This window comes from Buttiauxella agrestis (genome assembly GCF_900446255.1).
GTDB lineage: Bacteria > Pseudomonadota > Gammaproteobacteria > Enterobacterales > Enterobacteriaceae > Buttiauxella > Buttiauxella agrestis.
In genome coordinates, this window is record NZ_UIGI01000001.1 from 3,612,477 (window position 1) to 3,636,491 (window position 24,015).

Annotated in this window: 24 protein-coding genes, 1 tRNA gene and 1 pseudogene; 8 read left to right on the plus strand and 18 right to left on the minus strand. The window is 51.4% G+C overall.

From position 1 onward, the window contains the following. Nucleotides 1–84: 84 nt before the first annotated feature. The 3 genes from DY231_RS17125 to folD form a co-directional block, all read right to left on the minus strand. The gene (locus tag DY231_RS17125; RefSeq protein WP_115630231.1) at nucleotides 85–612 is read right to left on the minus strand and encodes a metal-dependent hydrolase; all 528 of its coding nucleotides are present in this window, start codon (nucleotides 610–612) and stop codon (nucleotides 85–87) included. An 89-nt stretch (nucleotides 613–701) separates the two neighbouring features. Then, nucleotides 702–914 carry a ribosome-associated protein YbcJ gene (gene ybcJ / locus DY231_RS17130; protein WP_034493931.1) on the minus strand — a complete coding sequence of 71 codons (213 nt, stop codon included), beginning with the start codon at nucleotides 912–914 and terminating at the stop codon, nucleotides 702–704. Between the two features lies 1 nt (nucleotide 915). Continuing rightward, nucleotides 916–1,782, minus strand: a complete 867-nt coding sequence (folD, locus tag DY231_RS17135) for a bifunctional methylenetetrahydrofolate dehydrogenase/methenyltetrahydrofolate cyclohydrolase FolD (RefSeq protein WP_034493929.1) — start codon at nucleotides 1,780–1,782, stop codon at nucleotides 916–918. A 187-nt stretch (nucleotides 1,783–1,969) separates the two neighbouring features. On the opposite strand from folD, the gene DY231_RS17140 reads away from it, so the two are divergent. Continuing rightward, nucleotides 1,970–2,046, plus strand: a tRNA-Arg gene (locus DY231_RS17140). Between the two features lie 65 nt (nucleotides 2,047–2,111). On the opposite strand, the gene DY231_RS17145 is transcribed toward DY231_RS17140, so the two are convergent. From DY231_RS17145 to DY231_RS17155, 3 genes are all read right to left on the minus strand, one after another. Further along, nucleotides 2,112–3,293: a MalY/PatB family protein gene (locus DY231_RS17145; RefSeq protein WP_115630233.1), complete on the minus strand. Its 1,182-nt coding sequence runs from the start codon at nucleotides 3,291–3,293 to the stop codon at nucleotides 2,112–2,114. After that, entirely contained in the window at nucleotides 3,290–4,756 is a 1,467-nt protein-coding gene (gene nhaC, locus DY231_RS17150; RefSeq protein WP_115630235.1) for a Na+/H+ antiporter NhaC, read from the minus strand. The genes DY231_RS17145 and nhaC overlap by 4 nt, the downstream gene beginning before the upstream one ends. Nucleotides 4,757–4,901: 145 nt before the next feature. Then, nucleotides 4,902–5,906 (minus strand): LacI family DNA-binding transcriptional regulator, encoded by a 1,005-nt coding sequence (locus DY231_RS17155; protein WP_115630237.1) that lies wholly within the window; start codon nucleotides 5,904–5,906, stop codon nucleotides 4,902–4,904. A 155-nt stretch (nucleotides 5,907–6,061) separates the two neighbouring features. Between DY231_RS17155 and DY231_RS17160 the strand changes: the two genes are divergently transcribed. Then, complete coding sequence (locus tag DY231_RS17160) at nucleotides 6,062–6,469, plus strand: dTDP-glucose pyrophosphorylase (protein ID WP_115630239.1); 408 nt, start codon at nucleotides 6,062–6,064, stop codon at nucleotides 6,467–6,469. 41 nt (nucleotides 6,470–6,510) lie between these two features. Here DY231_RS17160 and DY231_RS17165 read toward each other — a convergent pair whose 3' ends face one another. Beyond that, the gene (locus DY231_RS17165) at nucleotides 6,511–8,226 is read right to left on the minus strand and encodes a flotillin family protein (protein ID WP_115631875.1); all 1,716 of its coding nucleotides are present in this window, start codon (nucleotides 8,224–8,226) and stop codon (nucleotides 6,511–6,513) included. Between the two features lie 58 nt (nucleotides 8,227–8,284). Next, nucleotides 8,285–8,917, minus strand: coding sequence for an OB-fold-containig protein (locus DY231_RS17170; protein ID WP_115630241.1), 633 nt, complete (start codon nucleotides 8,915–8,917; stop codon nucleotides 8,285–8,287). A 306-nt stretch (nucleotides 8,918–9,223) separates the two neighbouring features. On the opposite strand from DY231_RS17170, the gene DY231_RS17175 reads away from it, so the two are divergent. Next, on the plus strand, nucleotides 9,224–10,087 hold the full coding sequence (locus DY231_RS17175) for a MurR/RpiR family transcriptional regulator (RefSeq protein ID WP_115630243.1): 864 nt from the start codon (nucleotides 9,224–9,226) through the stop codon (nucleotides 10,085–10,087). A 1-nt stretch (nucleotide 10,088) separates the two neighbouring features. On the opposite strand, the gene DY231_RS17180 is transcribed toward DY231_RS17175, so the two are convergent. The 5 genes from DY231_RS17180 to DY231_RS17200 form a co-directional block, all read right to left on the minus strand. Next, the gene (locus DY231_RS17180) at nucleotides 10,089–10,691 is read right to left on the minus strand and encodes a 2-dehydro-3-deoxy-6-phosphogalactonate aldolase (protein WP_115630245.1); all 603 of its coding nucleotides are present in this window, start codon (nucleotides 10,689–10,691) and stop codon (nucleotides 10,089–10,091) included. Beyond that, on the minus strand, nucleotides 10,678–11,541 hold the full coding sequence (locus DY231_RS17185; RefSeq protein ID WP_115630247.1) for a 2-dehydro-3-deoxygalactonokinase: 864 nt from the start codon (nucleotides 11,539–11,541) through the stop codon (nucleotides 10,678–10,680). The genes DY231_RS17180 and DY231_RS17185 overlap by 14 nt, the downstream gene beginning before the upstream one ends. After that, nucleotides 11,538–13,028, minus strand: coding sequence for a sodium:solute symporter family protein (locus DY231_RS17190; protein WP_115630249.1), 1,491 nt, complete (start codon nucleotides 13,026–13,028; stop codon nucleotides 11,538–11,540). The genes DY231_RS17185 and DY231_RS17190 overlap by 4 nt, the downstream gene beginning before the upstream one ends. Nucleotides 13,029–13,203: 175 nt before the next feature. Then, nucleotides 13,204–13,593 (minus strand): RidA family protein, encoded by a 390-nt coding sequence (locus DY231_RS17195; protein ID WP_034493914.1) that lies wholly within the window; start codon nucleotides 13,591–13,593, stop codon nucleotides 13,204–13,206. Between the two features lie 17 nt (nucleotides 13,594–13,610). Next, nucleotides 13,611–15,041 carry an N-acyl-D-amino-acid deacylase family protein gene (locus DY231_RS17200; protein WP_115630251.1) on the minus strand — a complete coding sequence of 477 codons (1,431 nt, stop codon included), beginning with the start codon at nucleotides 15,039–15,041 and terminating at the stop codon, nucleotides 13,611–13,613. 31 nt (nucleotides 15,042–15,072) lie between these two features. On the opposite strand from DY231_RS17200, the pseudogene DY231_RS25430 reads away from it, so the two are divergent. Both DY231_RS25430 and DY231_RS17205 read left to right on the plus strand, forming a co-directional pair. After that, nucleotides 15,073–15,180: pseudogene (locus DY231_RS25430) on the plus strand (hypothetical protein); the annotation flags it as partial. Between the two features lie 63 nt (nucleotides 15,181–15,243). After that, on the plus strand, nucleotides 15,244–16,464 hold the full coding sequence (locus DY231_RS17205; RefSeq protein WP_115630253.1) for an amino acid deaminase: 1,221 nt from the start codon (nucleotides 15,244–15,246) through the stop codon (nucleotides 16,462–16,464). 83 nt (nucleotides 16,465–16,547) lie between these two features. On the opposite strand, the gene DY231_RS17210 is transcribed toward DY231_RS17205, so the two are convergent. Continuing rightward, a complete protein-coding gene (locus DY231_RS17210) occupies nucleotides 16,548–17,633 on the minus strand; it encodes a MurR/RpiR family transcriptional regulator (RefSeq protein ID WP_115630255.1) in 1,086 nt (361 codons plus the stop codon). 273 nt (nucleotides 17,634–17,906) lie between these two features. On the opposite strand from DY231_RS17210, the gene DY231_RS17215 reads away from it, so the two are divergent. From DY231_RS17215 to celB, 3 genes are all read left to right on the plus strand, one after another. Further along, nucleotides 17,907–18,212 carry a PTS sugar transporter subunit IIB gene (locus DY231_RS17215; protein WP_034493908.1) on the plus strand — a complete coding sequence of 102 codons (306 nt, stop codon included), beginning with the start codon at nucleotides 17,907–17,909 and terminating at the stop codon, nucleotides 18,210–18,212. A 17-nt stretch (nucleotides 18,213–18,229) separates the two neighbouring features. After that, a complete protein-coding gene (locus DY231_RS17220; RefSeq protein WP_115630257.1) occupies nucleotides 18,230–19,531 on the plus strand; it encodes a 6-phospho-beta-glucosidase in 1,302 nt (433 codons plus the stop codon). Nucleotides 19,532–19,601: 70 nt separating this feature from the next. Then, on the plus strand, nucleotides 19,602–20,960 hold the full coding sequence (gene celB, locus DY231_RS17225) for a PTS cellobiose transporter subunit IIC (protein WP_115631876.1): 1,359 nt from the start codon (nucleotides 19,602–19,604) through the stop codon (nucleotides 20,958–20,960). Between the two features lie 52 nt (nucleotides 20,961–21,012). On the opposite strand, the gene DY231_RS17230 is transcribed toward celB, so the two are convergent. From DY231_RS17230 to DY231_RS17245, 4 genes are all read right to left on the minus strand, one after another. After that, nucleotides 21,013–21,372 (minus strand): HVO_A0114 family putative DNA-binding protein, encoded by a 360-nt coding sequence (locus DY231_RS17230; RefSeq protein ID WP_115630259.1) that lies wholly within the window; start codon nucleotides 21,370–21,372, stop codon nucleotides 21,013–21,015. Nucleotides 21,373–21,374: 2 nt separating this feature from the next. Further along, nucleotides 21,375–21,656, minus strand: coding sequence for a toxin-antitoxin system TumE family protein (locus DY231_RS17235; RefSeq protein WP_115630261.1), 282 nt, complete (start codon nucleotides 21,654–21,656; stop codon nucleotides 21,375–21,377). 100 nt (nucleotides 21,657–21,756) lie between these two features. Next, nucleotides 21,757–23,349, minus strand: coding sequence for an FAD-NAD(P)-binding protein (locus tag DY231_RS17240; RefSeq protein WP_115630263.1), 1,593 nt, complete (start codon nucleotides 23,347–23,349; stop codon nucleotides 21,757–21,759). A gap of 40 nt (nucleotides 23,350–23,389) precedes the next feature. Continuing rightward, nucleotides 23,390–23,977, minus strand: a complete 588-nt coding sequence (locus DY231_RS17245) for a sugar O-acetyltransferase (RefSeq protein ID WP_115630265.1) — start codon at nucleotides 23,975–23,977, stop codon at nucleotides 23,390–23,392. Nucleotides 23,978–24,015 lie beyond the last annotated feature (38 nt).

Sequence of the window (24,015 nt, forward strand, 5' to 3'; positions counted from 1 at the left end):
CCGGCAACTAAAATCTGAGTTGTAGCCATACTGTTATCGAATATTTGAAGTTGCGCAGGTTTTAACCTGCGCAGTTGTAGGGTTTTAGCGAAGATTTTTACGCAGAACGAAAATTAAAAATGCCATCAACAAGCCCGGCAGCCAGACCCACTGAATTTCTGACCAGATAACCGCCTGCCCGCTCGGCTGGAGATAACGTGAAAGCGCAAAAGGTGCGACACGAATCACCTGCCAGGGGGCAAAAAACCGTTCGTCTGACCACGGCCACAACCAGCCAACACCTTTGCCACCGGTCGTTACCGAGTCCAGCAAGCTATGCGAAAGCAGCGAAACGGTCAGGAATAACCAGATGCGCACGATGCCCGCCCGGAACCAGCGATAACCGAATAAACACAGCAAAGGCACCACGAACGCAAACAATAATGAGTGCGTGAAACCTCGATGCCCAAAAGCATTGCCATATGCCACCCCAAATTTGAACGCCAGTACGTCGGCATCAGGCAACATCGCCAGCACAATACCGCCGAGCAACAAACGAGGTGGAATTATTTTTTTGCCAAACCCCAATCCTAAACAAATGGGAACGGCTGCGTGGGTAATTATGGTTGGCATAAGTTGCGTAGGTTTGTGAGTGAGAAATGGAGAATAGATCAGATTTGCCAAAAAGAAACGGCCCGTAAAGGGCCGGTTTCGGTGAGAAATTACGCCTGAACCGTGATGCTCAGACTTTCAAAAACCACAGTCTGACCAGCAACAATTTTGCAGCGTTTGCGGGTTTCAACAACACCGTCAACTTTCACCAGACCTTCGGCAATCACCGCTTTCGCCTGTGCGCCGCTTTCACACCAGCCTTCCAGCTTCAGCAGATCGCATAATTCAACGTGTGGGTGTTTACCTAATGAGAAGGTCGTCATATTACTCTCCATCGACATCATGATATTCCTCGCAAGCCTGCAAGGTATTCTGGATAAGAGTGGCGACGGTCATTGGGCCAACGCCACCCGGAACCGGCGTAATATACGAGGCTTTGACGGCGGCTTCATCATAATTTACGTCGCCAACCACTTTGCCGCTCTCCAGACGGTTAATACCGACGTCCACGACAATCGCCCCTTCCTTGATCCACTCACCCGGAATAAAGCCAGGTTTGCCAACCGCGACGATCACTAAATCGGCGTTCTCGACGTGTTGACGCAGGTTTTTGGTGAAGCGGTGCGTGACGGTCGTAGTGCAACCTGCCAGCAGCAGTTCCATGCTCATCGGGCGACCGACAATGTTGGATGCGCCAATCACCACGGCGTTCAGGCCGTAAGTATCAATGCCGTAACGCTCAAGCAGCGTCACGATACCGCGCGGCGTACAAGGACGCAGACGCGGCGCACGCTGGCACAGGCGGCCTACGTTGTACGGATGGAAACCATCCACGTCTTTATCCGGATCAATACGCTCCAGCACTTTTACGTTGTCGATACCCGCAGGCAACGGCAGCTGCACCAGAATGCCGTCGATTTCGTTATCCGCGTTAAGCGTATCAATCAATTCCAGAAGTTCTGCTTCGGAGGTGGAATCCGGCAAATCGTAAGAGCGGGAAATAAAGCCCACTTCTTCGCAAGCCTTACGTTTGCTGCCCACATAAATTTGCGATGCAGGGTTCTCGCCAACCAGTACAACAGCGAGTCCAGGAGCACGTTTTCCAGCGGCAATTCGGGCTTTTACTTTTTCAGCAACTTCAAGCCGTACCTGCTGCGCAATCGTTTTACCGTCAATAATCTTTGCTGCCATCAGTCAGAGGATTCCGTCTGTAATCAAAAAGGAGGGGGATTGTTTCTATTTTGTCAGAAGCCAGGCTCGCTGTCAGGCATTGTTAAGCCTTTATGCTCAAATGTCCGGCAGGTGATTGAAAAGCCATTGACTCAGAAGGTACTGACCGTATAATCCGAGTCCGCAATGCTTCCGAAAGGAATACAGTGCGCCCTTAGCTCAGTTGGATAGAGCAACGGCCTTCTAAGCCGTAGGTCACAGGTTCGAGCCCTGTAGGGCGTACCATTTCGATTCGAAGAGAAAAGACGCCCGAAGGCGTCTTTTTTTATGTCTGAAATTCACAGCAACAATTATTGCGCCCCAATCCTCAACAACCCGTTAATTGCTTGTTCAAGATAGCTGCGCGGGCACCCCAGATTGATACGGATAAAACCAGAACCATAAGGGCCAAATCCGCTGCCCATTGAAGGCGCAATGCCGGCGATGTCCGTCATCACATGTTTTAACTGCTCATCGCTTAAACCCAGTGCACGGCAATCAATCCATACCAAATATGTGCCTTGCGCAGGAACCACTCGCAACCATGGCAAATCACGTTCTACCCTTGAAACAAACCAGTCACGGTTAGCGGCAAGATAATCGAGAAGCTCATTCAGCCATTGCTCTGAACCGTTATACGCTTCGGTCGCCGCTGCCATTGACAGCGCATTAAATACATCCAGACCATGGGCATTTAAGCGATCAATAAATCGCGCCTTTAAACCTGAACTGGGAATCAGGAAATTTGAAATCCGCAGCGATGAAAGGCCAAAGGTTTTACTGGCAGATGTGGCTGCAATCACTCTGGAGTGCCAGCGAGAATCAAGATGCAGCACCGATGTAAACGTCGAGCCTGGTAACAGTAAATCCGCCCAAATCTCGTCTGAAAGCACCGTAACATCGTACTTATCACATAGCGCCAATAGCCGCGTTAGCTCTTCTTTACTCCAGCAACGCCCAGTAGGATTGTGGGGATTGCACAAAATAAACAGTGGCGGGCGATATTCACTAAAAAGCATTTCAAGCTGCGCGAGATCCATCACATATCCCGCTTCCGAATCTTCTTGCAGCGGGTTTTCGAGTAGCTTTCGCTGATTGAGCTGGATTATTTTGGCAAACGATCCGTAATACGGCCCCTGAACAACGACGTTATCCCCCACCTGACTCAGCATCTGCACCAACAGAGAAAGCCCTGGCACCACGCCTTCAATACTGCAAATCCATTCAGGTTTAATCGTAAGTTGGTGGCGGCGCTCAAACCAGCCGGTCAGCGCCGAGTAGTATTTTTCGTCACGCTCGCTGTAACCAAACACACCGTGGTCAACACGTTTGTGAAGGGCATCCAGTACGTTTGGTGGACATGCGAAATCGTAATCAGAAACCCACATCGGGAGTAAGTTTTCAGTGTCCATGTTCTGATATCTGTCGATGAAATCCCATTTTACCGAGCCGGTCGCATGGCGGTTAATTACCTGGTCAAAGTTTGTTTTCATCGTGCGACTCCCTGCTCAGAACTCTCTACTGGCGCGGTTGCCAGAACCGGTGCTTTTGCGATTCCAAATCCGGTAAAACCGTAAATCAGCGCAAAGAAAATGGCGGAATAGCATTGAACGGCCCACGGCAATAAATCCAGCGTGCTCACGCCAAGCGTGGTCGCCATATACACACCAGCGGCTGTCCATGGAATCAGCGGTTCGATAACGGTGCCAGCATCCTCAATGGTACGAGACAAGTTTTTGGTATCTAACCCCATGCGGCGATAAGCATCCTGATATAACTCCGCAGGAACCAGTAATGCCAGTTTGCCGTCGCTTGTTGCTGCCGTAACCAGAATCGTCGTACCGATAGTGGCGGCGATCAGTTGGCCCACGCTATGAATGACCGTCAGTAAGCGATTGATAATGATGGTGAGTGCCCCGGTCAGTGTTAATGCTCCGGCAAAAGAGAAGGCGCAGAAAACCAGCAAAATAGTGCTCATCATCGAGAATAAGCCACCGCGATTAAGCAGGCGCGGAACATCCGCGATCATCCCCTCCGTCCCTTGTGGGAACATGCTGATGTTAAAGCCATCCATGAACGCATCCAGCCCTTGCTTGAGGCTTAAACCTTGCAGCCAGATCCCCAGAACGATCGCCAGCACACAGGCAATCAGCATCAATGGAATTACCGGCTTTTTGCTAATGGCACCCCAAAGCACAATAATCGGCGGCAAAATCAAAACGATATGGAAATGATACAAGCTATCTAACGCGCCAATAATGTCGGTCACACGCTGCGGAGTAGCAACCTCACCCATCATGCTGCTGTGGCCCGCCACAAGGTAAACAATCGCGGCCAGAATGAAGCTCGGAATGGTGGTGTACATCAAATGCTGGATGTGCTCGAACAGCGTGGTGTCCGCAACAATTGCCGCAAAGTTGGTGGAGTCTGAAAGCGGCGAAATTTTATCGCCGAAATAAGCACCGGAAACAACGGCCCCGGCAGCGGCAGCCAACGGAACATCAAGTCCTGATGCCACGCCCATCAGCGCCACGCCCACGGTTCCCGCCGATCCCCATGACGTCCCGGTACACACCGAAACCACGCTGGTCAGGAAAAATGCTGCAATCAAAATGTATTGCGGGCTAATGAGCTTAAGCCCCCAATACACCATGTAAGGGATGGTGCCGCTGAACATCCAGGTACTGATTAGCCCCCCGACGCAAATCAAAATCATAATGACCGGCATCGCTTTCGCCAGTTTTGCCACGATGGAGTTAATCACATCATCCCAGCTATAGCCCTGCCAGTAAGCCAGACCTGCGGCAATGGCCGCAGAACAGAGAAGCAGTGGTTCAATGCGCAAGCCCATCAGTCCATAACCGACGATAAGCAACAGCAGCATCATGACGATAGGAAGTAAAGCCAGTCCAAAAGAGAGCGTTTTTTTCTCACTGTGTTGTTCATTCGCTTTCATAAATGTGTTCCAGGTATTGTTGGTTGGCTAAGAGTAAGAGGAACAGCGAAATGCAAATGTGATGGGCGGGATGCTGTCATGTAACCGCATACATGGGATTTGTAATTATGACGTATGTCACATAAAAACCATTGACGGTCCAGTTTCACGGCTGATTTTGTATCACCGAATCTCGTTCAATAAGCTCAGCATCAAAACGTAAAGAGCGCGGTGGAGGTGTATCTTGCTGATACAACTGGATGGCGAGCAGTGCCGCACGCCGGGCCATGCGCTCAACCGGATAGTGCATGGTGGTTAAAGCCGGGAACAGATAACGCGCCAACACAACATCATCAAACCCCACCAGCGACAATTGCTTTGGAAGCTGAATACCTCGCTGATGAAGGGCGCGCATCATGCCAGCAGCCATCACATCATTAAAAGTAAATGCCGCCGTAAATGGTATGCCGCTATCCAGCAATTTTTGCGCGGCAGCTTCCCCGCCCTCTTCGTTAAACGGCACGCTAATAATCCAACGTTTGTCTGGTGTAATGCCATATTCAGCCAGCGCTGCACGATAACCGTCCAGCCGCTGCCGGCGGTCATCAATAGGGAGATCCGAGGTAATACACGCAATGCACCGATGTCCATTTTCCAACAGATGCCGTGTCGCCTTGTGAGCGGCACTTTGGTTATCGAGCCAGATACAGCGCGGTGCGATGGAAGGAATGTAGCGGTTAACGACAATCATGGCGGGGGTGTGAGCGCTGTAGCGAATTAAATCGTGATCTGGCAGACGAGTCGCATGCACAACAATGGCTTCGCAGCCCTGGTTAATCAAAAAGTCTAAACCTGACTTTTCCAGTTCAGCCTGATGCCCACCGCTGCAAACCATCAAACGAAAACCCTGATGACGGGCAACCTCTTCAACACCCCTTGCAAGTCGTGCAAAGAACGGATCGGCAAGATTACCCGTTAACAAACCCAGCATGTTGCCGCTGCGTTTGGCCAGCGCCAGTGCAGCGGCATTGCGCCGATAGTTTAATTCGCGCATCGCTTTTTCCACACGCTCCTGCGTAACAGGTTCCACGTATGAAGTTTGATTTATCACTCGGGATACTGTCGCCGTTGAAACACCCGCCAACAGCGCCACCTCTTTCATTGTCGCCATATATTCACTGTATTGAGATGAGGAACGTAAATTCTTCGTGAACAACAACCCAGAACCACGCCGAGCATATCACTAAACTGGACTACCTTTATCAGATGTACCAGGGCAGAACGTGGGCGATTTCGCTGAGTTTCCCTTTTAATGGATGATGAAAAATGACTGATTCACTCCACCTTCCTCAAACATTCCCGATGCCTGAGATCCCAGGCGTGACCGTCCCACATGGTGGACTGCATTTTCTGCAACCTGAGTTACTGCTGGATTTTATCAGCGTCTCTGATAAGCCACTGGCCTCCGTTACGCCGGTCGCGGTGCTCTACTCAACTGTTGGCGTGCGTCAGTGCATTGAGCTGAGAAAAATCCCTATCGCTATCAAAGGACGCACGGTTTATCCCATCAGTTCTTTGACTCTGCCGAGCCTGCGCGCACGGCTGATTATTAACGGGCCATTTAAGAAGCTGAAATTCCAGGGAACGTTGATTGCGGCAACTGGAGAACCTTCGGTGCAAAATATGACGTTATTGGGTTTGTCACTGGAATTCACGACGGTACAGAAAGGATAAATCCCGGAATACGGCCAAACCGCATCCGGGATAGTTGCAGATTAAACTGCGGACTCAATGGTGGATTGAGAGGTTTCTTTAGCAATGAACGTCGTATTTTCCGGCTTTGCCATTTCAATGCCATTTGCCATGTGTTCCGGCAATGCTGCGGTCAATGCATTTAACGAGCCGCCGGAAAGTCCCACTTCCTGCAATAATGAATCAAGAATCGGGGCATGAGTGCGGTAAGAAAGCGCTGCCGATAAAGCCTGTTCGGCAAGATTGCCACCCGTAGCTGCACTGCCTGCACCAGTGGAATTACCCGCGCCACCACGGTTCAAGCCATCTATCTGAACAATTTTAATCCCTTCGATGGCCTTCATAGGTTCCACTGATTTTTCAATAATGGCTGGCAAGGCCTGAAGTAGTGCCAGTTTGAACTTAAGGCTGGTTTGATCGCTGGAGAGCATATTGACCGCGTCATTAAACGCGCGCTGAGCTTCCGCTTCGGCAAGGCCTTTTTTGCGAGTTGCCTCGGCTAATTCAATAATGGCTGCCGCCTGAAGTTCTGCGGCATCCTTTTCCGCCTGCGCGTTCAACGTCAGCTGGACCGCTTTAGTCTCCGCTTCCTGGCTTGCCACAATCAACGCAACTTGCTTTGCACGATCCGCTTCAGCTGTTTCACGCGTGGTCACCACATTTTGCTCGGCTTTAACCGCTTCTGACAAAGCGATGTTGGCCTGAGCTTGCGCATGGGATTGCTGCTCAGATTTTGCCGCAATCGCAATCGCTTTATCCTGCTGAGCAATTTCCGTCACACGGGTTTGCTCGATTTCTTTAACCTGAATCTCGCGGCTGGCTTCTACTTCGCAAGTTTTCAGTACCAGCTTACTTTCTATCTCGGCTTCCTGAATCTGGCGTTCCGCCATAATTCGACTTTCCTCAGCTTCACGGCGGCGCTCGGCTTCAAAAGTCGCAATTTTGGAATTTTGCTCGGCGGTGCGCGTCTTGATTTGCTGCTCTTGCTCTAAAGACATGAAGGATTCTTGCTGTTCGATTTCCAGCTTACGCGAAAGAGCATCACGGTTCTTTTCACGAACAGCCACTTCAACATCTTGCTCAACTTCATTACGTTCGCGACGACGGCGCTCTGTTTCCTGCGTCAGCTTGGTTAAACCTTCGGCATCAAACGCGTTGTTAGGGTCGAAATACTCTTTTGATGTCTGGTTAAAGTTAGTTAATGAAACACTTTCCAGCTCGAGTCCGTTCTTGGTCAGATCTTCGGCTACCGTATTTTGCACACCCTGCACAAACTTCTCGCGGGTATCCTGCAAATCTTGCATCGTCATTTGAGAAGCCGTTGAGCGCAGCGCATCGACAAACTTATCTTCCACCAGAATGCGCAAATCTTCCGGGGATAACGTGCGTTGCCCCAGGGTCTGCGCCGCAGTAGAAATCCCTTCAACCGTGGGTTTTACTCGCACAAAAAAAGCCACCACAACATCAACGCGCATGCGGTCTTTGGTAATCAAACTGTCTTTTGAAGAACGGCTGACTTCCAGCTTTAAGGTATTCATGTTGATAAGGATAATTTCATGAAATACCGGGAGCACCAACGAACCACCACTTAATACGACCTTTAACCCCCCAAGCCCCGTTCGAACAAAAGATTGTTCAGCCGATGCTTTTTGATAAAGCCTTGAGAATATAAGTCCGATAATGAACAAAACAATTAAGGTCGCCCCTGCTATTACGCCCCAAAAATACAAACCATCCATTTCATTAAAAACGTTCACTATTCAGTCCTTGTAATAAATTATGCTAAGTAATATTTCGCTATAGATGCGCGGGCCACGGATTATGCACCGCGATAAATACGCTTGAAGAAACGCGTGTTGTTATCAGGACTTTATCTCCTGGATTAAAAACTTCATCAGCACTTTCTGGTTGAACGAGTAAGTAATGCGTTTGGTTATACTTATCCACGAATCTGCATTGCGCAGGTGAATTAACCCGTCCTTCACCGCCGGTAATAATGGCCATGCAGCCTATAAATTCTCCTTCGGAAATAGCGCTGCTTTCATGCTGCGGTATGACCTTCGCAATAAAAAGGGTGCAACGCTTAACCAGGAACACTGTGAAAATCAATACTGGAACCGCAATTACTGCCGAAGGAAAAGGGGATTTCACCAGGACCACAACAAGCCATTGAATAACAAACCCCGAGAGTGAAAAGCACGACAAAAATAAAACCAGCAGAATAAGAAAAGGAACCTTCCCTCTGTTTAACCAATCAAGACCTTGTGCAAAAAGAGAATCACCGCCATCAATATGCGAAGATAAAAAATCATCTGCATGAATGAATAAACTCATACCAAAAATCATCGCTAATAATTCAATCAAACCAATAGCCACAACCAGAAAAAAACTCACAAGGAAAATAATATTTTCCGGAATAAAGAAAAACATGGGTTATTTCCTATTTCGATTTTTGAGGTTTTATTTGCAGCGGATAGTATTTCAAGGTTCTGACAGGACAATACCAATCATGTAAACGAATGTAACCAACCCTGTAAAATAGTCCGCAAACCCTTCTTAAATCAGGCTATCCTCCTTTTTCCGAAAATGAACTCTCTACTTCTATTCCCACCCGACATCATTATGAAAAATAAACAATGACAAATCATTCACTCAAAAAATAATTCAGAACCTCACAAACCCAGGTTTTTATGGTACAAAGTACCAGCTATTTTTTATCATTTTCAGGGACGCGCTATGGCTGTTTCCATCGACATTATTTCCTGTATCACTGACCGTTTTGTGGAGCTGACCGCCACAGAAAAACGTATCGCGCAGTTTATTCTCGATGATGTGCAATCCGCCGCGACGCTGCCGATTGCAGAAATGGCGCGGCTTACCGATACCAGCCAGGCATCAATCACCCGCTTTGCACGCGCGATTGGCTGTAAAGATGTGCGCGAGCTGAAGGTGAAACTTGCCCAGTCATTAGCGGTTGGGCAACGCTTTATTCTTGATGTGCCAGACCTCGAAGGCGTGCAGGGAATTTACGAAACTATCATTAATGTGCTGGATATTAATCGCCGCGCACTCAATCCTGAATCGTTGAAAAAAGCGGTGGAATGGTTGAGCAACTCCCGGCAAATCCTCGCTATTGGCATGGGCGGTGGGTCAACGATTTGCGCCCAGGAAGTCCAGTATCGCCTGTTCCGCCTCGGCCTGCCGGTAGTCAGTCAGAGCGATGGGTTGTTGGTCAGAATGATGTGTTCGTCAGTCGCACCGGGTGACGTGGTACTGGCGCTGTCGTTAGGCGGGTTTACCCCGGAGATCATCGAAAGTGCGGCCATTGCCCATCAATACGGCGCGAAAGTTATCGCCATCACGCCTGATGAAACGCCGCTCGCACAAATCGCCGACATCGTGCTGCCGCTGATTGTGCGGGAAAATGACTACATCTTTAAGCCGAGCACTTCACGCTACGCCATGTTAGCGATGATTGATGTGCTGGCGACTGAGCTGGCAATGGCGAATAAAAGCCAGGCAAAAGACCGCCTGCGTCGTATCAAGCTGGCACTTGATAGCCACCGGGGTGGCGCTGACAGGCAACCTTTAGGTGATTAAGTTACAGCATAAACGCCGCCATAAATCGTTTCGCCTGAACGCGTGTGGTTTCAACACTTTGCCCGGCGCGGTATAAATCTCCGCCCAGCCCTGCCCCAGCGCAACCGGCCTGTAAATATTCCCCAATATTTTCTGGCGTCACGCCGCCAACCGCCAGCACCGGCACGGTTGGCGGCAACACGGCTTTTAACGCCGAAATATAAGCGGGGCCAAATGCCGATGACGGGAATATTTTCAGGCACTGAGCGCCCGCGTCCAGCGCGCTAAACGCTTCACTTGCCGTGGCGCAACCAGCGCACACCAGCATTCCGGTATCGACTGCCCGGCGTATCACCGTCGGGTTGGTATTCGGCGTAACCACCAGTTTGGCTCCCGCTTGCGCCAGGAAATCGACCTGCTCCACATTCAGCACCGTTCCCGCGCCGATACAGGCTTGTTCGCCATAAAGGCTGACCATTTGCGGAATGCTCTGTTGCCAGTCGGGTGAGTTAAGTGGGATTTCGATATAGCAAAACCCTTCTTCAATCAGCGCGCCAACGTGGGCGCTGGCTTCATACGGGTGAATTCCCCGTAAAATGGCGACCAAAAGTTTAGCGTCTTGCATCGATAATGCTCCTTATTCCTTGCTGGAAGGCGGCATCGCCCGCAATTTCCTGGCTGGCAATATTTGCTTTTGCCAGCGCCTGGCGATAACGGCGACACAGCGATTCGTTGCCGACCAACGTGACATGTTTAACGGCGAGTTCATGGCTCATCGCGGCGACTTCCGCGCCGATCAGCAAACCCGAAAGCCATTCACTCACGCACTCTGGCGGCAAATCGCCCAGGACGCGCGACGCGCGGGCCTCGAATAAACGACTCACCAGCGATGGCGAATCCAGCCCGCTTTGCAGGCCAGTATTAAACGCAGCGTCATTATCATGCTGTTCTGGCAGGCCTTTGCCGATAAGCGAATGATTCATCAGCAGATGATGTAATTCCCCGGTCATCGCCGTGGTAAAACCGCTCACTGAACCTTCGTGAATCTGCACCCATTTGCTGTGCGTGCCAGGCATCACGTAACAATCAGCGGGAGCGAGTTGCATGGCTCCGATAAGCTGCGTCTCCTCGCCGCGCATCACGCTGCGCGCCGTTTTCAGCCCCGGCACAATCCACACCTGCGGTGCGATTTCAAAGAGTTGAGCGCCAATCTCATGCAGCGTGACCGGGCAAGGCAGGTATGGCACGGTATGCCACCCCGCATCGCTGCCAATCATTCCCGCCATAATCACAGGAATATCCTGCGCATCGCGCCACGGCTGAATGTACTTTTCAAACACCTGGCGCGGCGTTTGCTCGGTTAACCGGCTCACACCAAGCGGCTGTTGCAGGCTGTCCACGCATTGCCCATCGCGATACAACCAGGCGCGCAAATGCGTGGAGCCCCAATCAATAGCGATATAACCGGCATTCATCGTGCGTTCCCCGTTGCACGTTTGCCCAACGGAACAGGTACGGCTTCCGGTTGGTTTTCGCGTTCACGCGTGATCATCTCCAGTGCTTCTTCGCGGCTCATTTTGCTGGCGGGAGTCAGCAGCGTCACCACTACGGAAAGCACCAGACTGGTCAACACTGACGGCACACAAGGGTTGCCCCAGTAGGCCATCCAGCTGTCATTGGTCAGCAGCACCATCGAGGTTCCCGCACCGCCTAGCAGCGCTGCCAGCGCACCTTGCCAGTTAAAGCGCGTCCAGAAGCGGCCCAGAATCGAGCAGATAAACATGCCGGACATGATCATGGAGATCATTTTGGTGATGTAGCTAATGATGTCGTTCGAGGTCAGTGCGAACAGCAGCGCCAGGCCAATCACCAGCACCAGGAAAATACGTGACATACGAATCGCTTTTTCAGGCGCAGGCATATGGCCGGTAATTAAGGTGTACAAATCGCGCAGCACGATGGACACCGCAGCAATCGCATCCGAGCTGCCCGAGGACATGTTCGCCGACATCCCGGCAATCAATACCAGCATCGCCAGCATGGGCGGCAGGACTTGCGTCGCAAACAAGAAAGCAAAACCGCTGTTCTCAAGCGCCGGGTTCATGGTGTACGCCGCCATGCCAATGATCGCGGGCAGGAAAGAGAAACCAAGATACAACAGGCCAGTAATGACAAACGATTTACGCACCGTGCCGACCGATTTAGCGGAGTAAATCCGCTGGCGATAAGAAGGCGTTGCCAGCACGCCGACACCAATCACCATCGCCAACGAGAACGCAGGTAATACACCTAATTTATCCACGGCAAACAGACTTTGCGCCGCCGGGTCTACAGCCTCCTGAATATGGCTCCAGCCCCCGACATGGTGAACCGCCAATACTGCCATCAGGATAAACCCGCCAAAAAGAATCAATGACTGAACGGTATCAATCCACACCACAGCGGAATATCCACCGATGCCGACATAAACAATAAAGGCCGCAGCAATAATAATTTTCGCCGTATTAATATCTATGCCACTGGCCCAGGCGAGATATAAACCGCCACCCAGAATATGCGCACCGAGCCAGCCGATAGAAGCGATGAATATTAATATCGCCACCACGTTCTTAATAATTTTACTACCACCGGTATAATAAGATATTTCTTCGCTCATGGTCATAAAGCGCATTTTACGCACCGGCGCAAATAACCAGGCAACCAGCAAAATACCCACTGCGCCACCAAGGCCATATAGCATACCCGCCCAACCGTTGGTGTAGCCAAAACCCACCGCACCCACGCTTGAACCGGTGCCTACCATGGTGCCAACGGTTGAACCCAGCGTTAAAATCAATGGCATTGAACGGCCACCTAATAAAAAGTCATCGCCATTTTTTTGGTGGCGGGAGACATACCAGCCGAGAACAATCATCGCGCAGGCATATATCGCAAACCAAATCAGAAAAGACATATTATTCATGGCTCACTTCCAGGTTAATTATAAAGATGAAATTAGCCGCCTGAAAAAAGATACAGGAAACCCGTTGGCACGTTCCTGAGAAGTGCCGCATTATTTTTAATTTAATTTTTGTCGAGGAATTATCGCCCTCACCCTAACCCTCTACCTGAAGGAGAGGGCCGGGTTGAGGGTTGTTTTAGCGATCCGCCCGATAACAGGTCAAATCCACTTCCACTTTGCAGTCCACCACCAAATCCGCCACGCAGCACACACGTGCTGGCGGATGGTCAGAAAAGAATTCAGCGAACACTTTGTTAAACGACTGGAAGTAACGCGCATCGGTGAGGAAAACTTTTACGTGCACCACATCAGCCAGGGTGTAACCCGCGTCCTGCATGATGTCCACACAGTTCTGAATCGCCAGACGCGACTGCTCGATAATCCCGCCTTCGACAACCTCGCCATCTTTCATCGGCGTCTGGCCGGAAACATACAGCCACCCGCCCGCCTCTACAGCCTTCGCGAAAGGCAGTTTCTGCCCGCCCGTCCCGGTGCTGCCGCCGACGCCATAACGTTTAATGCTCATTGTTGCTCCTTAATTGTTTACCGACGTAAAAAACGCCCGGCACGCCCAATCACTTTCTTATCCCGACCATAGCTCATGACACCGTTAACCATCACGGCTTCAATACCGGCTGCTGGCTGCTGCGGATGGCTAAAGCTCGCCACATCACGCACTGTTTCAGGGTCAAACATCACCAAATCAGCATAATAGCCGCATTTTACCAGGCCGCGCTCGGCAAGCTGGAAACGTGCCGCCGACATGCCCGTCATCTTATGCACCGCCACCGTCAATGGGAATAATTTCTCGTCACGGCTGTAATGGCCGAGCACGCGAGGGAATGCACCCCACAAGCGCGGATGCGGCATCGGATCGTTTGGCAATCCGTCGGAGCCGACCATTGTCACCGGGTAACTCAACACGCGTCGCACGTCCTGCTCGTCCATGTTGTAGTAAATCGCCCCGGCGGGCATCAGCCGCTTTCCTGCCTCAACCAGCGTCATCGCCCAGCTTTCCGCAATTTGCTTAAGCGACTGTCCGGCGACTTCGGGATGCGGCTGCGACCAGGTAATGATGATGTCGAAATCTTCGGTAATTTGTTTCACATCCAGCGTCGAAGAGCTGGCGGAATACGGGTAACAATCGCAGGAAACATCCTGCTGCTGGCGAACTTTATCGAATAATTTCAGCGTTTCGACAGTCCGTCCCCAGTTCTTCGCCCCGGCACATTTATGGTGCGAAACCACCACTGGCACTTTCCCGTGGCGGCCAATGCGGAATGCCTCATCAAGCGCCTCGAGAATCGGTTCAAATTCAGAGCGCAAGTGAGTGGTGTAGATGCCGTTGCCCGCGGCCAGTTCTTCCGCCAGCGCCATCACTTCTTCGGTGGTGGAATGGAATGCGCTGGCGTAGGCAAGCCCGGTACTCAACCCAAGGCCGCCTTGTTGCAAGGCCAGACGGAGCTGTTCTCGCATCGCGCTAATTTCCTCACGCGTGGCTTCGCGGAACAAATCGTCCATATGATTATTGCGCAGTGCGGTATGACCAATCAGCGTGCCGACGTTCACAGCGGGTTTCGCCTGCTCCACCGCCTCGGCGTAGGCGGCAACCGTGGGGTAAATAAACTGTTCCGCGTCACCGAGTAAGTTCATCGGGTCCGGCACGTTGCCTTTCATGGTCGCCGTCGCCGCGCTGATTCCGCAGTTGCCGACAATCACCGTGGTGATGCCCTGGCTGATCTTCGGCAAATATTCCGGCATACGAATCACGTTAATGTCATCGTGGGTGTGCACGTCGATAAAACCCGGAGCCAGCACGCGGCCTGTACCGTCGATTTCATGATGTGCAGATTCGCTAATCGACGGTGCGATTTGCGCAATCCTTTCGCCCTGCACCGCCACATCAGCGCGATACTCCGCGCCCCCGCTTCCGTCGATGACCGTGACATTTTTAAACAAATAGTCGAACTGCATGGCTTCCTGACCCCCGTTATGTTCTGGGCTAAAGTTAACCATTTACAAGCGTAAAAAACAGTGGAAGACTACGCAAAATACATATGAAATTATGATACTTTTATTCAAAACAAAGATTACACAAAGTAATTTCTCATAATTATCAATAAATTAAAACTGATACCCAGTCTGAAAGAAAAGCCACCCCCAAAGGAATAATGTTATGAAATACCAGAAAAGTTACCTCGTCCCACACAAGTCCGCCACGTTATTCACCCCGGCAAATATCCTGAATGAAGACGTTTGCCTGCCTGCGGCGATTGTCAAAAAAACGGCTCTTGAGAACAATATTCAGTGGATGCAGCGTTACGCTGATACCCGTGGTGTGTCGTTGGCCCCGCACGGAAAAACAACCATGACGCCGTGGATTTTCCAGCAGCAACAGCAAGCGGGAGCCTGGGCAATTGGCGTCGGTAGCGCCTGGCAAGCCAGCATCGCGATGGTCAGCGGTATCAAGCGCGTATTGATGGTCAACCAATTGGTTGGCAAGGCGAATATGCAGTTGGTTTCGCAGCTCAAAGCACACTATCCCGACGTCGATTATCTGTGTTGTGTCGATAGCATTGAGAACGCAAAAACGCTTTCCGCCTTCTTTGCCGCACAAAGCCAACAGCTCGATATTTTGCTGGAGCTGGGCGTGCCCGGTGGTCGCTGCGGTTGCCGCACTGCCGAGCAAGCGCTGGCGTTAGCCGAAGAAACATCATCACTTCCGGCGCTGCGTTTACGCGGGCTGGAGCTTTATGAAGGCGTGCTGCATGGCGAAAACCCGCAGCCGAAAGTCGAAGCATTACTGCGTGATGCCGCAGCGCTCGCCTGCAAACTGGAGCGTTACGTCGACGGGGAATTTATCCTCACCGGCGCGGGTTCCGTCTGGTATGACGTGGTCTGCAATGTCTGGCTTGAAGCGAAGAAGCCAGCGAACTGCCGCGTGGTGATTCGCCCCGGTTGTTACATCACGCATGATGCGGGGATTTATCAGGAAGCGCAGGACGAATTAATGGCACGCGACAAAACGGCCTGTGATCTAGGGGGGGATTTAACCTCCGCGCTGGAACTGGTTGCGATGGTGCAATCGGTGCCGGAGAGCGACCGCGCGATTGTGAATTTCGGCAAGCGCGACAGCGCCTTTGATGCCGGATTACCGCAGCCCATCGCCCATTATCGTGCCGGTAAAGCGCTGGAAAATGCGGCTGACACTATCGAAACCACCGGAATTATGGACCAGCACGCGATGCTGAAACTCAAACCAGGTGCCGATGTGCAGGTGGGGGATATTCTGGTCTTCAGCACCTCGCATCCGTGTCTGACATTCGACAAATGGAAAGCGCTGTATCTGGTGGATGATGGCTATCAGGTTCTGGAAACCCTAGAAACCGCGTTCTAACCCATTAGAATAAATGTCGGATGGCGCGAGCTAATCCGACCTACAATCCCATTGATTTTGTAGGTCGGATTAGCACCAATAACTCAGCTATCAATCCCTTCGCACAGCAAATCAATCACTAACAACGCGCCGTAACGCGTGTCTTTAAGTGGCAGATGAATATCTTCGCGATGGATAAACGCGCCCACTTCCTGGCCGATAATCACTAACTCAGCCCCCAGCCGACGCGCCTGATGCGACGCCGCAATCAGCGAGTTTTCTGGCGCACTTCCGGCGAAAATCACCAACACCTGCCCTTTCCCCAGCATCGAAGCAGTGATACTCATCAGCGCTCCATCCTGGCAAATATTGGCCGGATAACCCTGAGTCAGCAGGCGATATTGCAACAGACTGGCAAAGGGCGTATCGGCCGCGCTGGCGCTAAAAATATGCACCGCCTTCGCCTGTTTTAACCGTGCAATCGCCTGGTTCATCGCGGAGGGCAGCAGTTCGCACAACTGGGAATTTAACGCATGTTGCACATTGCCCAGTTTTTCGCGCCACGGAGCAGGCATATCGCCCGCAGAAACCGGCGTGCTGGCCTGCGCCAGCTTCATGCGTAAATCACGAATATCGTCGCAGCCAGCCGCGCGAGCAAAACGGGTGATGGTAGCCGGGCTGACGCCTGCCGCCGTCGCGAGTTGATCGATGGTTGCAGAAGCCGCAAAGGAGACATCTTCAAGAATGGTCTGCGCGACGCGCGATTCCTGCTGGCTGAAGTCATTCAGGCGGTTGCGGATCTGGCCGAGAATATCGCTGCTACTTTCGCGCCCGATGGAGTGCGAAAAGCGCTCGAGTATTTCGCTACCCACTCCGGCATTTTTAGCCAGTGCTTGCAGAGTGCCGGGGTCCATCCAGGCCGCATCACCCAGCATCGGCGCGGCTGGCGTTTGCTGGCTGCTCTCCTGCTGTTGGTGGCGCACCTGGCCGATAAAATCATTGATATCGTCACAACCAATGCTCCGGGCGAAGTGTTGTAATGTTGCCGGGCTGACACCCGCTTTGGCCGCCAGCTCTTCCATCGTCGCGTCTGGGATCTGCGCAAAATTGTCGAGGAAAAAGCGCGCAAGGCGTGATTCTTGCGCGGGCAGACCCGATAACCCATGCACCAGTTGGTAAACAATATCCATAACAGGAGGTGTCCTAATGTCGGCATTTTCTGCTCGTTAAAGGCATCATAAATTATTGAAATTATTTTTCAATCCATCCAGCCAGATGAGCTTCTTTTCATCGTTTTAATTATCAGTGAGTTCCATTTTTCTTATACAGATCACACTTTCGCCTTGTTGTGCCTTGCCTGAGCAATTATCCAACTGCGATCACACTCATGAAAATAATTTTCATACATGCTAATTAAAACGGCTAATGTATGAAATATGTTTTCAAACGAGAGGATTGTTGTAATGAAAAAAATCATGTTGTGTTGCGCTGCGGGAATGTCCACCAGCATGCTGGTACAGAAAATGCGTGCCGAAGCGGCAAAGCGTTCAATGGACGTAGAAATTGAAGCGTTCCCGGTGGCAGAAATTGAAAACCAACTTCACCACGCCGATGTGGTGCTGCTTGGCCCACAAGTGCAGTTTGAATTACAACGTCTGACCGAACTTTCCACTCCGCGAGGCTTGCCTGTCGCGGTGATAGACATGATGGATTACGGCACCATGCGCGGCGACCGCGTGCTGGATAAAGCCATTCAACTGATGGCCTGAGGCCCGCGGAGAACAGCATGAAAATTACCGTTGTTGGTGGGGGAAGCAGTTACACCCCGGAATTGATTGAAGGTTTGATTGAGCGCCACGCTTCACTGCCAATGGCGGAACTGGCACTGGTGGATGTCGAAGCCGGTCGCCAGAAAGTTGATATTATCGCCGCCCTCGCCCGCCGCATGCTCGATCGCAATGGCCTGGAAGCGGTAAAAGTCTCGGTGCATTTTGATGCCGACGAGGCGATAAAAGGCTCCAGTTTTGTCTTAACGCAATTGCGCGTCGGGCAACTTCCCGCGCGCGCCGCCGATGAACGTCTCGGTTTAAGCCACAAGCTGCTCGGTCAGGAAACCACGGGTGTGGGCGGTTTTGCCAAAGCGCTGCGCACCATTCCGGTGATGATGGATATTGCGAAACGCGTGGAGCGCCTGGCTCCCGACGCATGGATTATCAACTTCACCAATCCGGCTGGCATTGTGACTGAAGCGGTTTCGCGCTACAGCAAGGCCAAGATTATCGGCCTGTGTAATGTGCCCGTCACCATGCATCACATGATTGCCGATATGCTGAAACTGCCTCATGACAAAGTTTCGCTACGTTTTGCGGGCCTGAATCATATGGTTTGGGTACATAAAGTGCTGGCCGACGGACGCGATGCCACCGACGAAGTGATCGAAATGCTGTGCGACGGCGAGCAGCTTTCCATGAACAACATTAAAGCGATTCCGTGGCCTGCGGATTTGCTGCGCGCCCTGCGTGCGATTCCCTGCCCCTATCACCGCTATTTCTGGCAAACCCGCACCATGCTCGAAGACGAACTGGCAGACGCAGACACCAAAGGCACGCGTGCTGAGCTGGTGATGAAGGTGGAAGAGTCGCTGTTTAAGCTGTACGCCGACCCGAATCTGGATAAAAAGCCAGCAGAACTCAGCCAGCGCGGCGGATCGTTCTATTCCGAAGTCGCGGTGCAATTGATCAATGCGCTACACAACAATCTCGGCGTTGAAATGGTGGTCAACACCGCCAATAACGGGGCGATTCAGGGCTTGCCGGACGATGCAGTCATCGAAACCAATTGCCTGATTGATGCCCTGGGCGCGCATCCGCTGGCCTTTGGCAAATTGCCGCTGCTGATGAATGGCCTGACACAACAAGTGAAAGATTTTGAACGCCTGACCATAGAAGCCGCGGTTCACGGCGATAAGCAAAAAGCGTTGCTGGCGTTGGTGGCAAACCCGCTGGTGGCTGATGTCAATCTGGCTCAAACGTTGGTCGAAGAAGTATTAAGCATTAACAAAGCGTGGTTACCGCAGTTCAATCAGTAATGGCTTTTCACCAAATATAAAAACAATACCCGGCGCTAAATCCTGCGCCGGAAAGGGGGTGTCTGTGTCTGTGAGTAAATCTATTATCGAAAAATACGTGCTGCCAACCGCGCTTAAAATCGCCGGGCAAAAGCATGTTCTGTCGGTGCGTGACGGTATCATTCTGAATATGCCGTTTATGCTTATCGGCTCGTTTTTCCTGATTTTTGCCTATCTTCCGGTGCCTGGATACGGGCAGATGATGACCAACCTGTTCGGCCCTACGTGGCAGGAAAAGGTGCTCTACCCGGTTAAAGCGACCTACGACATCATGGCGCTTATCTCCGCCTTTGGTATCGCGTATCGCCTGGCAGAAAAATATCGCACTATCGACCCGCTAACGGCAGGCGCGGTGTCGCTGGTGGCGTTTGTGATGACCATTCCGCAGCATATTATGTTTACTCCGGCTGCGGGTGGCGCGGCGCAACTGGTGAAAGGCGTGATGCCTATGGGCCAGATTGGCAGCCAGGGGCTGTTCGTCGCGATTATTATCGCCCTGCTCTCCACCGAAATTTATCGTTTTATTCACAACCGCAATCTGGTTATCCGTATGCCGGAAGGCGTGCCGCCTGCGGTGGCAAAATCATTCCTGGCACTGATTCCTGGCTTCTGCGTTTTGGCGGTGGTTCTGGCGCTGCGCCTGTTGGTTGAAGCCACCCCGTTTGGCGACATCAACACCATGATTACCGATCTGGTTGGCATTCCGATGAGCCATGTTGGCGGCTCCTTGCCAGGCATGATTATCTCGGTATTGCTGATTGGGATTTTGTGGATGCTGGGCCTGCACGGCGACACTATCGTGCTGGTGTTTATCCGTCCGGTCTGGTTGAGCAATATGTCTGAAAACCTGGAAGCGTTCCAGAATGGCCTGCCGATTCCGCACATTATCACCCAGCAATTTTACGACTTGTGGATTGCCCCTGGCGGCACCGGCGCGTTGTTAGGTCTGGTGATATTTATGCTTATCCGCAGCCGCAGTGCGCAGATGAAACAGCTCGGTAAAATCGCCGCTCCAGGCAGCCTGTTTAACATCAGCGAACCGATGGTGTTCGGTATTCCAATCGTCATGAACCCGTATCTGGTGGTGCCGTTTATTCTGACGCCAGTGGTATTGGTGATTGTTTCTTACATCGCGATGACCACTGGACTGGTGGCAAAACCTGCGGGGATCGCCCTGCCGTTTACCACGCCAATTGTGGTCAGCGGATACCTTGCAACCGGCGGGCATATTTCAGGTTCGATACTGCAAATTGTGAACCTCGGGATTTCGCTGGTGATGTATTACCCGTTCTTCCGCATCTGGGATAACCTGAAATACCGCGAAGAGCAGGCGAGTAAATCACAGAAAGAAGCGGCGGTTACGCCGGTTACTGAGCAGATTACTTCTTAGTAAATTGATCAATCGCCGGATAAGAAATCACAACTTTTATCCGGCGAGAGATTTAAGCCACCGCGTCATCTGAATTAAATTCGATGTGGATCCGCTCATAGGGCAGCGAAATTTTCTCTCCACTTTTATAAATCACCCCACCACTCAGCAACGCCTGAACATCGTTATAAACGCCGCGAAAATCACGATTCACCACACGCGCTAACTCTCGAATCGAAACAGGTTCAGCCCCTTCCATGTTTTTAATTATTTGCCAACGATTTGGTGCGAGCATGGTTTTTGCGAGTTGTTCGACGGTAGGAAATATCAGTTCCGCACTGACAATGCTCCCGGACATTGCCCGCGCAGCCTCTATTTTTGCCAACTGAAAGGCCTCATTTATTGTCATCACCCGAACGGTTAACGTTCTCATTTTTACCTCCTCAGAAGGTTAATTTCAGCCTGAAAACTGTCGATAAGATTTTCAATGGTAGTAAAAGTCACCGGAAATTCTTGTCCGCTGAAATGCTTGTGGTCGCCTTTGCCCCGCTCGTTGTCGTAACGCAAAACGCACTCATCGTTAACGATGTAAGCCAAACTGTATTTGTACTGATGAGCGCTGCCTAATATCGAGGGGTCGACCAACAGTATCCGCAGCATGGCAAAAGCATTTTCAGCAATATGTATCCTTAAATGCAGCAATTCAGTTGCTGGCATACTTCTGTCCTTAGCGATGTAAACCATAACATCAATCTTTGAGTGATGAAAAGGATTACATCATAGGGCAGGATTTATTTTGTACGACGCTGCTGTAGCACTAATGCGAGGAGGGTTCCTGATTTTTGCTTAATATTGCCATCGCCATCGCCTCCCCCATTTCTGCGGATACCGTCAGCCCCTGAACGAAAGGCTTGTCGTGCATTAGATAAGGCAACGCGCCAAACGCTATGCGCCCCCGCACACTGGCAGGTTCCAGTAACGTGTAGTCATCCCCGACCTCAGGAATATCATCGCCAGTGGTTTCGAGTTGCTTACGCAGCGAGGGAAACGCCAGGTCTTTGGTTTTTAATGCTTTCTGCCCGCGCGCGTCGATAAAAACGTCAAACTCATACACATTTTCATCGGTCGAAATCACCGTCTGGCGCTCTTGAATGTCCAGCTTATAATCCTGCCCGAGGGCGAGAATGCTGATAATCCCGGCTTCGCGCAATGCCAGTAATCGGCGAATAGATTGCGAGGGGATCGCCGCATAATTATCGATAAACACGCGCGCCAGCCCGGCATTAAACCTTTCGCTGTCCTGCTCAGTAAGATGCGGCACAATTTCCTGAACGGCTTCGTGCAAACGCAGGATGGCGTACCGCCAGGGCACGGTCTTGCGGTCGCGTTTGTTGCGTTCAACTTCTTGCAGGTTGGACTCCGCCCAGCGAAACGGGCCGTTCTCATGGCGATCGGCAAACCAGGCCTCGGTAAAACTATCCGCATCGAGCGTTTCCAGCGAAATATGCGCACTCCAGGCCGGGTCGGCGTGTTCAATTTCCTTCTTCACCAACTCAAAAACCCGGTCGAGCAGGCCATTTTCGCCGTTGGCAATCTCTTGTTTAATCGCCTGTTCAGTCACAATAGTCAGCGGTTCATAAGGAATCGGGCAGTAGAAATCAGCCTCCGGCAGAATGCCCGAGCGCGACATCAATACAATCTTAAGCCCCTCGCATCCCTGGTCTGGCCTGAATTCAATCTGTTCGCCGTCGGTTTCGATGAAATCACCATGCTGAATCACCACCGCCATTGCCGCATCAATGCCGCTAAGGGAGGTACCCATAATGCCCACTTTGCACGCCGGGATTTTGGCTTCCATCAGCCCGGACCACGGACTGGGGAAGAAAGTACGCACCGTCGGGTCTTCTTCAGGCCAGACGTGGCCAGTGGCAATCACGGCATGTTCAAAGAGTGCTGATTCGGGGCTGTTTTGCGCCCAAATTCTGACGCCATCTGCCATCACTTTCAGATCTGTGACCTGGCAAGACTCATGCACCTGGATATCAAAACCCTGCTTTCTGGCTTGCTCGACCAACTGCAAAAACTGGTCGCGGAAATATTCCCCCAGCAAAATACGCGGCAGAAATTGCCGGATATGCAGGGAGGAATGCTCCACGCCATATCGAGCCAGATAGCTTTCACTTCGGCTTCTGAGCCAGTCAATGTAGGTCGAAAAAATGGGCGGGATTTCGATACTGGCGATATTAGCCAGCATCATTCGCGAGTTCTCTTCGTCGCTGTAAGGCATGCCCACACCTGCTTCGCGGGCCTGTTCGTAGACAGCAATAGACAGCGGTTCGTTATGTTTAAGAAGGGAGTAAAAGGTATAAATCCCCGTTGGCCCTGCACCGATAATGGCAACCTTTCTCATCAAGCCTCACCCTTTTATCCCACAAATTCCTACTTTGAGATTAGGTTGACTCGATGATTTCTGGCAACTTATCGGCGACACAAAGTCGTTTTACCTGGCATGGATTCCCTGCCGCGATGACGCCCGCGGGAACATCATGCTTCACCACGCTGCCCGCACCAATCGTTGAGCCATCGCCAATGGTCACGCCGGGCAAAATAATGCAGCCCCCGCCAATCCAGACATCATTCCCAATCGTGACCGGTCGGGCGCTGCCGATATGTCGATTGCGGGTTTCAGGGTCAAGTGGATGCTGCGCGGTATAAACCTGAACATCCGGGCCAATAAAGACGTTATTACCAATGCTGACGCGCGCGCAGTCGAGTAAGACAAAATTGAAATTGATAAACACGTTATTGCCGATATGCGTGTTGCATCCGTAATCAATGCGCATCCCTTTTTCGAAATGCACGTTTTCGCCGACACGGCCAAATATCGTGCGTACCAGGCGATCTTTTTCCGTTACGTCGCGAGCGCTCAATGCATTGAATTCATCCACGTTATCGCGGGTGCGGTGGCGAATTTCAATTAATTCCGGGTCATTAATGTTATAGCTTTCACCGCTGACCATGTTGTTAAATGCGCGCATCAAAAATTCCTCACAGGTTAGTGAGGTTGTTAAATCAC